The organism is Caballeronia sp. SL1002 (assembly GCF_057814995.1).
The window spans coordinates 2,859,537-2,873,622 of the sequence record NZ_JBYMUW010000002.1 but is presented as its reverse complement, the minus strand read 5'-3'; the positions used below and the strand labels follow the sequence as shown (position 1 = coordinate 2,873,622).

The 14,086-nt window shown below is 64.0% G+C and carries 13 protein-coding genes; 5 read left to right on the top strand and 8 right to left on the bottom strand.

The window, feature by feature from the left end; translation table 11 throughout:
- Positions 1-4: 4 nt before the first annotated feature.
- Positions 5-1,516 (bottom strand): efflux transporter outer membrane subunit, encoded by a 1,512-nt coding sequence (locus AC3D25_RS15710; protein ID WP_488889282.1) that lies wholly within the window; start codon positions 1,514-1,516, stop codon positions 5-7.
- Between the two features lie 180 nt (positions 1,517-1,696).
- Positions 1,697-1,993, bottom strand: a complete 297-nt coding sequence (locus AC3D25_RS15705; protein WP_488889281.1) for a hypothetical protein — start codon at positions 1,991-1,993, stop codon at positions 1,697-1,699.
- Between the two features lie 185 nt (positions 1,994-2,178).
- On the opposite strand from AC3D25_RS15705, the gene AC3D25_RS15700 reads away from it, so the two are divergent.
- Both AC3D25_RS15700 and AC3D25_RS15695 read left to right on the top strand, forming a co-directional pair.
- The gene (locus AC3D25_RS15700; RefSeq protein WP_488889280.1) at positions 2,179-2,673 is read left to right on the top strand and encodes a MarR family winged helix-turn-helix transcriptional regulator; all 495 of its coding nucleotides are present in this window, start codon (positions 2,179-2,181) and stop codon (positions 2,671-2,673) included.
- Between the two features lie 104 nt (positions 2,674-2,777).
- Positions 2,778-4,355, top strand: coding sequence for a DHA2 family efflux MFS transporter permease subunit (locus AC3D25_RS15695; protein ID WP_488889279.1), 1,578 nt, complete (start codon positions 2,778-2,780; stop codon positions 4,353-4,355).
- Between the two features lie 15 nt (positions 4,356-4,370).
- On the opposite strand, the gene AC3D25_RS15690 is transcribed toward AC3D25_RS15695, so the two are convergent.
- From AC3D25_RS15690 to ada, 4 genes are all read right to left on the bottom strand, one after another.
- Positions 4,371-4,940: a hypothetical protein gene (locus AC3D25_RS15690; RefSeq protein ID WP_488889278.1), complete on the bottom strand. Its 570-nt coding sequence runs from the start codon at positions 4,938-4,940 to the stop codon at positions 4,371-4,373.
- Positions 4,941-5,126: 186 nt separating this feature from the next.
- Positions 5,127-6,746, bottom strand: a complete 1,620-nt coding sequence (gene gshA / locus AC3D25_RS15685) for a glutamate--cysteine ligase (protein WP_488889277.1) — start codon at positions 6,744-6,746, stop codon at positions 5,127-5,129.
- 220 nt (positions 6,747-6,966) lie between these two features.
- Positions 6,967-7,887: a DNA-3-methyladenine glycosylase family protein gene (locus AC3D25_RS15680; protein WP_488889276.1), complete on the bottom strand. Its 921-nt coding sequence runs from the start codon at positions 7,885-7,887 to the stop codon at positions 6,967-6,969.
- Positions 7,884-8,993 (bottom strand): bifunctional DNA-binding transcriptional regulator/O6-methylguanine-DNA methyltransferase Ada, encoded by a 1,110-nt coding sequence (ada, locus tag AC3D25_RS15675; protein WP_488889275.1) that lies wholly within the window; start codon positions 8,991-8,993, stop codon positions 7,884-7,886. Before ada ends, AC3D25_RS15680 begins: the two co-directional genes overlap by 4 nt.
- A gap of 354 nt (positions 8,994-9,347) precedes the next feature.
- On the opposite strand from ada, the gene AC3D25_RS15670 reads away from it, so the two are divergent.
- Positions 9,348-9,755: a VOC family protein gene (locus AC3D25_RS15670; RefSeq protein WP_488889274.1), complete on the top strand. Its 408-nt coding sequence runs from the start codon at positions 9,348-9,350 to the stop codon at positions 9,753-9,755.
- Here the strand turns inward: AC3D25_RS15670 and AC3D25_RS15665 are convergent, their stop codons facing one another.
- Both AC3D25_RS15665 and AC3D25_RS15660 read right to left on the bottom strand, forming a co-directional pair.
- A complete protein-coding gene (locus AC3D25_RS15665) occupies positions 9,756-10,307 on the bottom strand; it encodes a YaeQ family protein (protein WP_488889273.1) in 552 nt (183 codons plus the stop codon).
- A gap of 55 nt (positions 10,308-10,362) precedes the next feature.
- On the bottom strand, positions 10,363-11,337 hold the full coding sequence (locus AC3D25_RS15660; RefSeq protein WP_488889272.1) for a LysR family transcriptional regulator: 975 nt from the start codon (positions 11,335-11,337) through the stop codon (positions 10,363-10,365).
- A 139-nt stretch (positions 11,338-11,476) separates the two neighbouring features.
- Here AC3D25_RS15660 and AC3D25_RS15655 point away from each other — a divergent pair, with 139 nt between their 5' ends.
- Together AC3D25_RS15655 and AC3D25_RS15650 are read left to right on the top strand one after the other, a co-directional pair.
- Positions 11,477-12,931 (top strand): aldehyde dehydrogenase family protein, encoded by a 1,455-nt coding sequence (locus tag AC3D25_RS15655; protein WP_488889271.1) that lies wholly within the window; start codon positions 11,477-11,479, stop codon positions 12,929-12,931.
- Between the two features lie 105 nt (positions 12,932-13,036).
- Positions 13,037-14,041: an arabinose ABC transporter substrate-binding protein gene (locus AC3D25_RS15650; RefSeq protein ID WP_488889270.1), complete on the top strand. Its 1,005-nt coding sequence runs from the start codon at positions 13,037-13,039 to the stop codon at positions 14,039-14,041.
- The last annotated feature ends 45 nt before the right edge of the window (positions 14,042-14,086 follow it).

Genomic DNA, 14,086 nt, shown 5'->3' with positions numbered 1-14,086 from the left:
CCGGTCAAGTTCCGGCTTTCGCGCTGTTAGCGGCTGAAGGCGCCGCCACGGCGCCGGTTTCCTGATCCATTTGCGCCGCGTCCCAGCCGCCGCCAAGCGCCTTCACCAATCCCACCGACGACACCATCCGCTGCCCGGCGATACTCGCCAGCTTTTGCTCGGCGGTGAAGGCCGTGGTCTGCGCGGTCAGCACGTTGACGAATCCGACCGTGCCCGCCTTGTATTGATTGTTCACGATCGCGAGCGCCTGCTGCGCCGAAGCGACGGCCTGCTGCTGGACGACGATCTCGTTCTCCAGAATGCGCAGCGACGCGAGATTGTCTTCGACGTCCTGGAACGCCGTCAGCACCGTTTGCCGATACGTTGCGACGTCCTGATCGTAGGTCGCCCGCGCGGCTTCGGTTTGCGCGCGGCGCAGGCCGGCGTCGAAAATGGTGGCGGCGATATCGGGGCCGAGCGTCCAGAAACGCGACGGCGCGCGCAGCAATTGCGACAGCACCGTGCTCTCGAAGCCGCCTTGCGCCGAGAGCGTGAGCGTCGGGAAAAACGCGGCGATCGCCACGCCGATCTGCTCGTTCGCCGCCGCGGCCTTGCGCTCGGCCGACGCGACGTCGGGCCGTCGCTCCAGAATTGCCGATGGCAACTCGGGCGGCACGGCGGGCGGCACGGCATCGAGCGGCGCGGCGGCGAGCGCGAACGTCGAAGCCGGTTCACCGACCAGCACGGCAATCGCGTGCTCATACTGCGCGCGCGCGACGCCGTTATCGATGGCCGCTGCCTGCGCCGACTGCAACTGCGTCTGCGCCTGAATCACGTCCGACCGGGCGACCGTGCCTTGCCCGTACTGGTTCTGCGTCAGTTGCAGCGAGCGCTGATACGCGGCGACGGTGTCGTCGAGGAGCTTTTGCTGCGCGTCGAGCGAGCGCAACTGGAAGTAGGTTTGCGCGAGCGTCGCTTGCGCCGAGAGCCGCGCATTCGCGAGATCGGCGGCGGCGCTCTGCTCGCCCGCCTTCTGCGCATTCACACTTCGGCTCACGCTGCCCCACAGGTCCGGTTCCCAGGTCGCGTCGAGCGCGAGGCTATAACTATTGCCGATCGCCGTGTTCGACGTGGTCGTGCCCGATCGGCTGCTCGCGCCGGAACGCGCGCCCGACGCGCTCAGTCCGACGGTCGGGAAATACGCCGCGCGCGCTTCGCCCACGAGCGCTCGCGCCTGCCGATACGCCCCTGCGTATTGCGCGATGGTCTGGTTCGACGTGTTCAGCCGGGTTTCGAGGTCGTTCAGTTGCGCGTCGTTATAGATGTTCCACCAGTCGCCCCGGTCGATCCGGTCAGCCGGCTGCGCGACTTTCCAGCCGTCGGGCGCTTCCTTGAACGACGCGGGAACCGCGGTGGCGGGTCGCTGATAATCCGGGCCGACGGCGCAGCCCGCGAGCATGGCGACGGCCGCGGCAAACGAAGTGGCGAGTGCGAGCGTGCTGAGGCGGCGCGGGAACGGTGTGTGAATGGACTGCATCTGCGTTGAATTCCTGTCGGCGATAACCGCTTTCTTCCGATGAAGCGATCTTGGCCGAGATGGTAACGGAACGCCCGCCAGAATTGGCGGGCGTCAGGCAGACGTTAGGGTAACGGCACGAGCCGGCGCGTGGTGTTACGCGCGCGGCCGAATCGGTTACGAGGCGTTACGTGGAGGCGCTCAGAGCTTGCCGTGCGGCATGCAAGGTGTGACGCACGGCGGCAACGCGAGCTTGCGCGCGGCGGCGCGCGGTTTAGCGGCGCGCGGCGTCTCGCCGCGCTTTTGCCGGTTCTGCCGGTTTTCGAACCACGCCATCCCGAGAATCGCGAACGAACCGCCAGGCAGCAGAAAGACGACCACGTACAGCGCGAGCTTCCACGAACTGAGGTTCGGCGGAATGACGTGTCGCGATGCTTGAGCAATCGTGCTGCTGACATGGCCGAAGTGTCGGCCGGCGGTGCGGGCAAAACGGTTCATCGGAAACTATCCTTGGGAGGTCGAACCTCGAGCGGTGATTTTGAGGGGATCAAACTAAGCACGGACGATGCCGAACTCACTGCTTAGAATAATATTGACTATGCAATCAATTTTCAAGATACTCCCCGGAACATTTTTGAGATGCGTTGTTTTGAAGCACTTATGGGCAACAGATGGCACCGACGATGACCGACGAACCGCTCTACGATCCCGCCACGATTGAACTCGACACCAGTCTTGGCTACTACTTGTCGAAGGCACGCAACACGCTTGTCGCGCGCACGGACGTCGCGCTGAAGCCGCTCGATCTGACCGCGCCGCAGCTTGGCGTGATCCTGACGCTGGCGAAAGGCCGTGCGAACACGCCGCAGCATCTGGCGCGGGAAATGTCTTACGACAGCGGATCGATGACGCGGATGCTGGACCGCCTTGAGCGCAAGGGTTTCGTCGCGCGTGGACGCAGCGAAGCGGACCGGCGGATGGTGGAATTGACGCTGACGCCGCAGGGGATCGAGGCGGCGCGTCAATTGCCGGCTATCGGTGCTGCTGTGCTGAACGCGCAACTCGAAGGCTTCACGCGCGCCGAACTCGACACGCTGACCGGATTGCTCGCGCGGGTCATCGCTAATGCGCCTGAAAACACGTCATACAATTGCCATTCCGGCGACGAATCCGACTGATAAATGCTTGTCTCGACAGGCTTTTTGTACGTGATTAGCTGTCTGGGCAGAAAATGCTGCAGCATCGAAAAACAGGCGTTTTTCAAACGCCGCAGGAGAATTGAATGACCGCAAACGCCGCCAGCGCTGAAGCTAATCCGCAAGCCGCACCGCCCGCGCGCCCCGCGCCGATCACCGGCGCCCTGCTCGCGCTGCTCACGATGGGGCTCGCGCTCGGCACGTTCATGGAAGTGCTCGACACGTCGATCGCCAACGTCGCCGTGCCGACCATTTCGGGCAGTCTCGGCGTCGCGACCAGCGAAGGCACGTGGGTGATTTCGTCATATTCGGTCGCATCCGCGATTGCCGTGCCGCTGACCGGCTGGCTCGCGCGGCGCGTCGGCGAGGTGAAGCTGTTCACCATTTCCGTCGTGCTGTTCTCGATTGCGTCGGCGCTGTGCGGGCTCGCGCATAACTTCGAGTCGCTGATCGCGTTCCGGCTGTTGCAGGGTCTCGTCTCCGGGCCGATGGTGCCGCTGTCGCAAACCATCCTGATGCGCAGTTATCCACCTGAAAAGCGCGGACTCGCGCTCGGACTGTGGGCGATGACCGTGATCGTCGCCCCGATTTTCGGCCCTGTGATGGGCGGCTATATCACCGACAACTTTTCCTGGCCGTGGATTTTCTACATTAACGTGCCGATCGGGCTATTTTCGGCGCTGATCGCGTATTTTCTGCTGCGCGGACACGAAACGAAGGTGACGAAGCAACGCATCGATGCGATCGGTCTGGCGCTGCTTGTAATCGGCGTGTCGAGCCTGCAGATGATGCTCGACCTCGGCAAGGATCACGACTGGTTCAATTCGAGCTTTATCGTCACGCTCGCGCTGGTCGCCGCCGTCGCGCTTGCGTTCATGTTCGCGTGGGAATTGACGGAAAAGGAGCCGGTGATCGATTTGTCGCTGTTCCGCGACCGCAATTTCGCGATGGGCGTGCTGATCACGTCGCTCGGCTTTCTCGCGTTTTTCGGCTCGGTTGTGATCCTCCCGCTCTGGCTGCAAACCGTGATGGGCTACACGCCGGGATTGGCCGGCCTCGCCACCGCGCCGGTCGGCATTCTCGCGCTCGTGATTTCGCCAGTGCTCGGGAAGAATCTGCATCGGCTGGATTTGCGGGTGGTCGCGAGTTTCGCGTTCCTCGTGTTCGCGTTCGTGTCGCGCTGGAACTCGACGTTCACGCTCGATACCCCGTTTAGCCAGATCGTCGTGCCGCGCTTGATTCAGGGGATCGGCGTCGCGTGCTTCTTCGTCCCGATGACCACGATCACGCTTTCGAGCGTCTCCGACGAACGGCTGGCAGGCGCGGCGGGTCTGTCGAATTTTCTGCGCACGCTTTCGGGCGCGATCGGGACGGCGGTCAGCACGACGTTCTGGGAAAACACGACGATCCGCCATCACGCCGTCTTGACGGAGTCCGTGACGGCATATTCGGCGAATACGACAGCTTATTCGAGCATCCTCGGCGATATCGGGCTGAACGGCCAGGCGCTTAGTGCGCAACTGGACCGTGTGGTAACGGCGCAGGCGTACATGATGTCGACCAACGATTTCTTCCGGATTTCCGCGTATGGCTTCGTGCTGCTGGCGCTGCTCGTCTGGCTGACCAAGCCGCGCAAGGGCGCGGGCGCGTCGATGGGCCACTGATCGTGCCCGCCGCGATCATTCCGGCGTCTGCGATTGTCCGGACTGGCCGGGTTGGCTTTCGAGCGTCGCGGGCATCGGCTGGACCGGTGGATTATTTTGCGTGCGCGGCGGATTGGCCGGCGCGACCGGCGGAATGGCGTTGCCACCGCTTGTCGTGGCGGCCGCGCCGGCTTGCGGCGACGCACCGTTGCGCACGAATTCCTTGAAATCCGCGCCCGCTTTCCACGGATTCGGCTCGCAGCCGAGCATGTTGTCGCAATGCGCGGCGAAGCCGATGGTCGCGGTGCCTTCGTTGCTCGGCGTGCGCGTGATCTGATAAGCCAGCGCGCGCTTTCCGCCTGACGGACCGCCGGTTTGGATGATCGAATCGGTGACGGTCTGCAGCTTGTATTCCGAGTGATTGCTTACCCAGACCTGCGCGCGGCTCCACCACACATCGCATTCCGCCTTGTTCGCGCAGGTGAGCGGCGCGGTCGCCTGTTCCATGGTCTCAGCGCCGACCTGGCCTTGCGTGGAACATCCGGCGAGCAGCGCGAAGGCCGCGCCCGCCGCGAGCGTCAATACCGGCGTCAGCTGTTTCTTCATTTTTATATCCCCTTTTGCAGAACGGTCTGAACGGCGCGCCGTCATGCCACGCCGCGTCTTCGATAAGTCGCTATTTTTTGACTCGATTCGAAGGGCGGCGTTTCGGCGCGTTGCGCTCTGTTGCAAAAGGGGTAAGCCTTGCCGGGCGTGAAGCGGTGCGGGCGAGGAAAAGTTTGCCCGGCCGGTTTAAACGCTTATCCGATTGAGCGTATAGGCGCGGTAAGCGGCGACGAAAGCGTCGAATGAACCGATCTCATTGCGCTCGATATTCGCCTGATCCGTCAGCGATTTTTCAGCAAGTTCGCTCATCTCGCGCTCTTCCTCCGCCGATAAAGGCCGGCTGCGAAAGTTTTCGGCGTGCTGCCGGCTCAAATCCAGCGCGAACGCATGGAAACTTTGCTGATTGTCGCGCATGGTTTTTAGCACACGCGCGGAGGGCGTTAGCGAGACATCCGCGAGACGCGCGCGCTGGGTTTCAAGCGCGCTTAAGTAGTCGCTTGTGCCATGCAGCGAGTCGAGCACGCGCGCAACAGGTTCGATACGCGCAAGTAGCGCGTCGCCCCAGTCGCGCATCGGGACTTCGCGACCATCTTGCAGCAACGTGAGGCCCGGCTTGCGTCCTTCTTTCGCGATCCGGCTGAAGTTTTCGTTGGCTTCCGTGCTGGCTTCGCGGGGCAGCAACGGACTGTCGTCGAGTGTGCAGTAGAGCAAATATGCGTCCATGAAGCGCGACGTTTCCAGCGAGATGCCGGAAGCTTCGAATGGATCGATATCCAGACAGCGCACTTCGATGTACTGCACGCCACGCGCGGACAACGCATGCAACGGCCTTTCGCCCGGATGCGTTACGCGCTTAGGCCGAATGGTCGAATAGAACTCGTTTTCGATCTGCAGTACGTTAGTGTTGATCTGTACCCACTCGCCATCACGCTGCGTGCCGATCGCCTCGTAGGGCGGATACGGCTCGCTCACGGCTTTGCCGAGCACGTCCAGATACTCGCCGAGCGTGTCGTAACTCGGCAGCAGCGCCGATTGTGCCGGGTTATTCGTATAGCCGAGATCGCTCATGCGCAGGCTGGTCGCGTGCGGCAGGTAGAGCGTGCGGTCGTCGAAGGTTTCGAGCGCGTGCGCGCGGCCGCACAGGAAACGCTTGTCGAGCGCGGGCGATGCGCCGAACAGGTACATCAAAAGCCAGCTCGTGCGGCGGAAATTGCGGATCAGCGCGAAATAGCGCTCCGACTGGAAGTCCACCGGCGATTGCGTGTCGCGCTGGTCGAGCGCAGCCCAGGCACGCCACAGGTTTTCGTCGAGCGAGTAGTTGTAGTGAATTCCGGCGATGCATTGCATCGTGCGGCCATAGCGCAGCGACAAACCGCGCCGGTAGACGTGCTTGAGCATCCCGATATTCGAGGTGCCGTACCAGCCGATCGGGATCTGGTCGTCGGCGGGAAGCTCGCTCGGCATGGATTCGTTCCACAGCAGTTCGTCGCCGAGATGCGCGTAGGCGAAGCGATGCAGGCGGTCGAGATGATCGAGCGTGGCGGCGGCGTCCGTTTGCGCGGGCGTGATGAGTTCGACAAGCGCTTCCGAGTAGTCGGTCGTGATGAACGGATGCGTGAGCGCCGAGCCGAACGCGCGCGGGTGCGGCGTCGCGGCGAGCTGGCCGGTGGGCGTAACGCGCAAGCTTTCCTTTTCGATGCCGCGCAGGCCTCGGCGCAGCGCGTCGGCGTGCGTCCCGGTGCTCAGGGCGGACAGACGGTGCAGAAGGGCGTCGGCGATGGGGGAAGCGGTATTCTGGTTTGCCATTGATGCACAGGTTCGACTAGCGCGACGAGCGTCCACGCTGCCTTAATTTTTGGGTAGCGGGCACTTTAACACCTCGGTGGCGCATGTGCTTGAACCTATGCTGGATAAGGCTCTCCGCCGTTTTCACCGGTTTCGCGCGGCGGGTTCTGTAAGCTATTCCGGGCGCTTTTCCCGACGTTTTTCGCTGGATTCACGTTTCGGCTGTTAAAGCATGGCGCGCCTACCCGCCCTTCGCGCCGCCCGCGCGGTCCGCGATTTCGTTCCACAGATGCAGCGCCGCGTAAGCGCGATACGGCCGCCACGCTTCGGCGCGGGCGCGCAACGCGGCGGCTTTTGCCATCGACGGATCGCGGGCGGCGAGCGACTGCATGAGGATGAGGTCGGTGCCGGGCCACGCGTCCGCGTCACGCATCGCGCGCATCGCCACGTATTCGACCGTCCACGGTCCGATGCCCGGCAACGCCAGTAACGCGGCCCGGAGCGCGGCGCGGTCGGCGTGGGGATCGTCGAGCGGTAACGCGCCCGAGGCCACTTCGCGCGCGAAGCCTTGCAGCGCGGCCACGCGTTTGCCCGGCATGCCGATCTTCTCCAGATCGACCTCGGCGAGCGCGGCGGGCGTCGGGAAGCGCCATGCGGTATCGGCGTGCGGGTGATCGGTGAGTTGCGTGCCGGCGCGCTCGACCAGCCGCCCGATAATCGTCGATGCTGCTTTCACGCTCACCTGCTGCCCGACGATCGCGCGCACGACGAGTTCGAAGCCGGACCACGCGCCCGGCACGCGCAAGCCCGGCGCGGCGGCGACGAGCGGCGCGAACCACGGGTCGCGGCCGAGATGCGCGCGGATTGTGGGGGCATCGGCGTCGAGATCGAACATGCGCGTCAAGTGTTCGCCGATTGCATCCTTGTAGCGTCCGACGCCGCCTTCGAGTGTCGCGATAAGGCGGGATTTGGCGGGATCGGGGTCGCGTGTGACGCTGAGCGTTCCGGCCGCGCCGCGCCATTCGATCGCCCGGCGGTACGCGCCCGCCTCGACCGTTTCGACGCCACGCGTCGCGCGGCCCGCGAAAAAGCGCAGCACGCGTGGCCAGTCGTAGGGCTCGACGAACGGCAGCGACAACGTGGCGACCTTCGGCGGACTCACGCGAACGAATCCATGCCAGCGTTGGCGATCGCGGATTCATCGAGCGTGGCCTCGCGATGTTCACGCTCCGCCCTCAGCAACGCGGCTTTACGCGGCGCGCCCCATCGATACCCCGACAGCGCGCCGCCTTTCTGCACGACGCGATGACACGGAATCGCGAGCGCCACGCGATTCGACGCGCACGCGTTCGCCACGGCGCGGACCGCGCGCGGCGCGCCGAGCGAATCGGCGATCTCGCTGTAGCTGCGCGTTTCGCCGTAGGGAATGCGCCGCAGCGCGTCCCACACGCGTTGCTGAAACGCCGTCGCGCCGATATCGAGCGGCAACTCGAAGCGCGTCAGCGTGCCGTCGAGATACGCGCGGATCTGCGCGAGAAACGGCTCCAAGGTCGCGCTGTCCTCGACACGCGCCGCCTCCGGCAATTCCGCCGCGAGTTCGTCGGCGAGCGTTTCGGCGCTCTCACCGAACGCGATCCGGCAGATGCCCTTGCCGGTCGCCGCGACCAGCACGCGGCCGAGCGGCGTCGCGGCAGTGGCGTAGCGCACGGTCAGGCCCGCGCCCTTTTTCCGATACGTCGACGGCGTCATGCCGAGTTCGGCGGGCGCGGCGTCGTACATCCGCGAGACGGAGCTGAAGCCCGCCGCGTGCATCGCCTGCGTGACGTTTTCGCCGCGCCGGAGGCCGTCGCGCAAGGTTTCGGCACGCCGAGCCGCCTGATACTGACGCGGCGACACGCCGACCACCCGCGTGAAAAGCCGCTGCAGATGGAACGGGCTGACGTGGACCGCGCCGCTCAACTGGGCGAGCGTGACGCGTTGCTGCGGATCGGCGTCGAGCACCCGGCACGCGCGTTCGACGATCGCCAGTTCGCGCGGCAGGCTGGTCGGCTGGCAGCGCTTGCAGGCGCGAAATCCGGCGGATTCGGCTTCGGCGGTGGTCCCGAAGAACGCAACGTTTTCGCGGCGCGGCGCGCGCGACGCGCACGACGGGCGGCAGAACACACCGGTTGTCCGGACGGCATAGAAGAATTCGCCGTCGGCGCTGGCGTCGCGGTCGGTCAGCGCTTGCCAGCGGCTTTCATCGGAAGAAAAAGGAAGGGATTTCATCGCAGTCTCGTTTGGCTCGGTATGCAACGACTGTAGGCCCATAGCTACCAAGGTACGCGCCGAAACTTGCGCTGTCATTTTCACGTCGGCGGTACAAACTGACGCGCAGACGCGACAGTTTGCCGCCATAGGGGTTTTTACTACGATTTGTATTGCGTCGCACCAACCCCCTGTGTATTATTGGAACTGTCTCCTCCATGTCTCCTCCTGATATGGATTCAGCCCGCTCCGCAACGAGCGGGCTTTTTTTCGCCTATACGTTTTGAAGCGGCGTAATGAGCGCGTTCATCGGGGCGCGTTCATCGCGCGCGGCAGTACACTCGTTTCGGGTTCGCGACTACCAAGGAGCCGAGAATGACGTTCACTATCCGCGAAATCGATCATGTCGTGATCCGCTGTGCCGATCTCGACAACATGGTGCGTTTCTATGGCGAGGCGCTGGGTTGTCCGGTCGAAAAGGCGCAGCCGGAAATCGGGTTGATGCAATTGCGCGCCGGGCGATCGCTGATCGATCTTCTGGCCGTGGGCGCGTCGATCGACCGGCCGGACAGCGGTGAACCGGGCGCGGGGCGCAATATGGATCACCTCTGTCTGCGCGTCGAGCCTTTCGAGCCTGCAGCACTGCGCGCGCATTTGAGCGCACATGGCGCGACAATCGGCGACGAAGCGCGTCGTTACGGCGCGGAAGGCTACGGCCCGTCGCTATATTTCTTCGATCCGGAAGGCAATCTGGTCGAACTCAAAGGTCCGCCGGACGCCTAGTTATTTCCCCGGCGCCTTGAGCACATTCCATTCGATCGTCACCGGATCGACGGTTGCGCTGCCCAGCGACACCTCGCCGTCCTGAATCGTGCATTGCAGGCGCATCGTGCGCTCGGCCAATTTGCCGAGCGCCTCGGCGACGCCCTCTTTCAGCGACCACACGGTCACGTTCTGCATCCGCTCGACCTTGCCCTTCACGCCTTGCCACCAGATTTCGGCAGTTCGGCCCGCGTAGGCAATCACGATCACCCGATCCGCCCGGCCGCTCGCCTTCGCGATGCGCCGTTCCTCCGGCTGCCCCGCGTCGATCCACGTCTCGATCTGGCCGGTCAGGTCTTTCTCCCACAAGTCAGGCTCGTCGGTATCCGATAAGCCTTTGCAGAATTCGAGCCGTTCGGCCGCGAACATCGCGAACGCGGCGACCCGCACCATCATGCGTTCGTCGGTTTCCGACGGATGCCGCGCGATGGTGAGCGAATGGTCGCCGTAGTAATGCCGATCCATGTCGGCTATTTGAAGCTCTGCTTTGTAAATCGTCGATTTGAGGGCCATGCAACACCAATACCAAAAGGCAGAAGGCCGGAGGCCGGCCAGAAAAATGAGGGGATCAGCGATTCGCGGTGTCGAAGGACGCGCCGTACACCTCGACCGCCGCATCGCGCAGCGCGGCGAGCACGACGTTAGCCGCGGGCGAGAGCACTTGCGTTTGACGCGTGATGATACCGAATGCGTCCATCCGGCACGGTAATTCGATCGACAGACGCTTCAGCACGCCGAATTCCTCGTACTGCCGCGCGACTTCGGCGGGCATCACCGCGAGCATGTCGCTCTGAAGCAGTAAGCTCGAAATTGCCAGAAAATTGCCCGTATTGACGACGTTTTGCGGCGGATTAAGCCCAATTTGCGTAAACGTCATGTCGAAGCGATGCCGAAGCACGCTACCGGGCGGATGCAGCACCCAGCCCGCGTTCACAATAGCCCGCAAGGTCAGCCCGCTCGAATTTTCCAGCGGATGGCCGGTCCGCGCGACCACGCAAAGTGGTTCGTCGGCGAGCGGCTCGTAGCGCACCGCGTCCTTGAATTGCCCCTGCCGCTCCAGCACGCGCCCGACCATGATGTCGAGTTCGCCCTGAGCGACGCGTGGCAGCATCACGTCGGACGTCTCCACTTGCAACCAGATCTGAAGCTGCGGCGAGCGCGCCTTCACCTGCGCGATGGCGCGCGGCACCATCGTCGCGGCCGCCGCGGCAATCGCGCCGATGTGAACCTGACCGACCAGTCCCGAGCGCAACGCGGAAATCTCGTCCTGCGCCTGACTGAGATTCGACAGCACCATCCGCGCGTGGCGGATCATCACCTCGCCGTAGAGCGTCGCGCGCATGCCGTGCGGCGTGCGGTCGAAAAGCCGCACTTCGAGCACGTCCTCGAGCTCTTTCAGAAGCCGCGACGCGGCAGGCTGCGTCATGCCGAGCACGTCGGCGGCGCGCCGCACGTTGCCTTCTTCTTCCATCGCCGCCAGCAGCAGAAGCTGGCGCGTCTTGAGCCGCGCCCGCACGAACCAGTTCGAATAATTCTGTGCCATCGACGCCGCCGTTCACTGGAAAAACCCGATCATGCCATACCCGAATTGATATCGGCACAGCCGAAAATCTGATTGGAAAGTCATGGCAAGCCTCAATAAGATTCGAGCACTCGTCACCCGCAATTCGACCGGACGCTCGATGAAACGCGAATCCCACGTTCCCGCGTTGTTCAAGCACTACCTGAACGGTGGCTGGGAGACGGGCGCGACCGTCGGATTGTCGGAGAACCCGTCCGACCTCGACGAACCCATCGGCGAATACGTGCGCGCCGACGCGAGCCAGACCGACGCCGCGATCGAAGCCGCGAGCGCGGCGCATCGCGAATGGTCGATGGCGACGATCGTGCGGCGCGCGGAAGCACTCGATGCCATCGGCCTCGAACTCATCGCGCGCAAGGGCGAACTTGGGCGGCTGGTGGCGCGCGAGCAAGGCAAGACCTTGCCCGACGCGGTCGCGGAAGCCGCGCGGGCCGGACAGATTTTCAGGTTTTTCGCGGGCGAGGCGCTGCGCATTCCAGGCGAACACCGCAGTTCGGTGCGCGCCAATATCGATATCGATATCACGCGCGAGCCGGTCGGCGTGGTCGGGATCATCACGCCGTGGAATTACCCGCTGGCGATTCCGGCGTGGAAGATCGCGCCCGCGCTCGCCTACGGCAACTGCGTGGTGTTCAAGCCGGCCGAACTGGTGCCGGGCTGCGCGTGGGCGCTCGCCGACATCATCAGCCGCTCTGGCCTGCCGGCCGGCGTGTTCAATCTGGTGCTCGGCAGCGGGCGACAGGCGGGCGCGCGGATCGTCGCGAATCCGCTGGTCAAGGCCGTGAGTTTTACCGGGTCGGCGGCGACCGGGCACGCCGTGCTGCAAGCCGCGGCGGCGCGCGAGGCGCGCGTGCAACTGGAGATGGGCGGCAAGAATCCGCTGGTCGTGCTGAACGACGCGGATCTCGCGGTGGCGGTAGAGGCGGCGATCGACGGGTCGTATTTTTCGGCGGGACAGCGCTGCACGGCGTCGTCGCGATTGATCGTGGAGAAGGGGATTTACGAGCGTTTCGTGGACGCCATGACTGCGCGGCTCGCCTCGCTCACCGTCGATCACGCGCTGAAAAAGGGCGTCGATATCGGCCCCGTCGTCGACGCGAAGCAGTTGCGGCGGAATCTGGACTACGTCGCGTCGGGCGAACAGGAAGGCGCGCAGTTGCTGGCGGGCGGACGCGTGCTGGAGCGCGCGACGCGCGGCCATTTCATGGAACCGGCGTTGTTCGCGGGCACGCCCGACATGCGGATCGCGCGCGAGGAGATTTTCGGCCCGGTCGCGGTGGTCATGCCCGTCGACGACTACGCGCACGCGCTGCATCTCGCGAACGACACGCCGTTCGGCTTGTGCGCGGGCATCTGCACGCAGTCGCTGAAATACGCGCGCGATTTCCAGCGCCACAGCAAGACCGGCATGGTGATGGTGAATCTGCCGACGGCGGGCGTCGATTTTCACGTTCCGTTTGGCGGCACGAAAGCGTCGAGTTACGGCGCGCGCGAGCAGGGCGCCTACGCGGCGGATTTCTACACAACGATAAAAACCGCCTACGTGGCGAGCTAGAACTCGAGAGCGCTTAACCAGAAAACAAAGGGCGAACGGGCCGACAAGCCTGCGTCCTGCTGCCAGACGAACCACTGCAGCATTCATTCAACTCAGGAGACAACCATGAAATGCAACCTTCGCCGCTTGACCCTTTCGACGCTCGCCGCCGCCACGCTCGCCGTGTCGTTCGGCGGCCATATGACCGCGCATGCCGACGAGCCGCTCAAGGTCGGCTTTCTCGTGAAGATGCCGGAGCAGGCGTGGTTCATCAACGAGCAGAAGGCCGCGTCCGCGCTCGGGCAAAAGGAAAATTTCTCGGTGGTGAACATCGGCACGCCGGACGGCGAAAAAGTGCTCGCCGCCATCGATAATCTCGGCGCGCAAGGCGCGAAGGGTTTCGTGATCTGCGCGCCGGACGTCCGGCTCGGACCGGCCATCCAGGCGCGCGCGAAGCGTTACAACATGAAGTTCGTGACGGTCGACGACCAGCTGGTCGATTCGACCGGCAAGCCGCTCGGAAACGTGCCGCACCTCGGCATGTCGGCGTTCAAGATCGGCAATCAGGTCGGCACGGCCATCTCCGATGAAATGAAGAAGCGCGGGTGGAAGCCGGAAGAAGTCGGCGCGCTGCGCATCACGAACTACGAACTGCCGACCGCCAAGCTGCGCACCGACGGCGCGACGGAGTCGCTGCTGAAGGGCGGCTTCAAGAAGGAAAACATCTTCGACGCGCCGCAAAAGACCACCGACGACGAAGGCGGTTTCAACGCGGCATCGCCCGTGTTGTCGCAGCATCCGAACATCAAGAAGTGGGTGATCTACGCGATCAACGAGGAAACCGTCCTCGGCGCGGTGCGCGCGACCGAACAGCTTCACATTCCGGGCACGGACGTGATCGGCGTGGGCATCAACGGCGCGGGCGAAGCGTTCGCCGAGTTCCAGAAGAAGGAACAGACGGGCTTCTACGGCACGATCGCCGTGAGTTCGACGATGCACGGCAAGGACAGCACGCAAAACCTGGTCGACTGGATCAAGAACGGCAAGCAGCCGGCCGCCGATACGCAAACCACCGGCAAGCTGATGGTGCGCGGCAACTGGCAGGACGTGCGGAAAGAACTGGGGATCTAAGGTTCCATCCGCGGGCGTCGCGAGATTAGTTTCCGCGCGACGCCC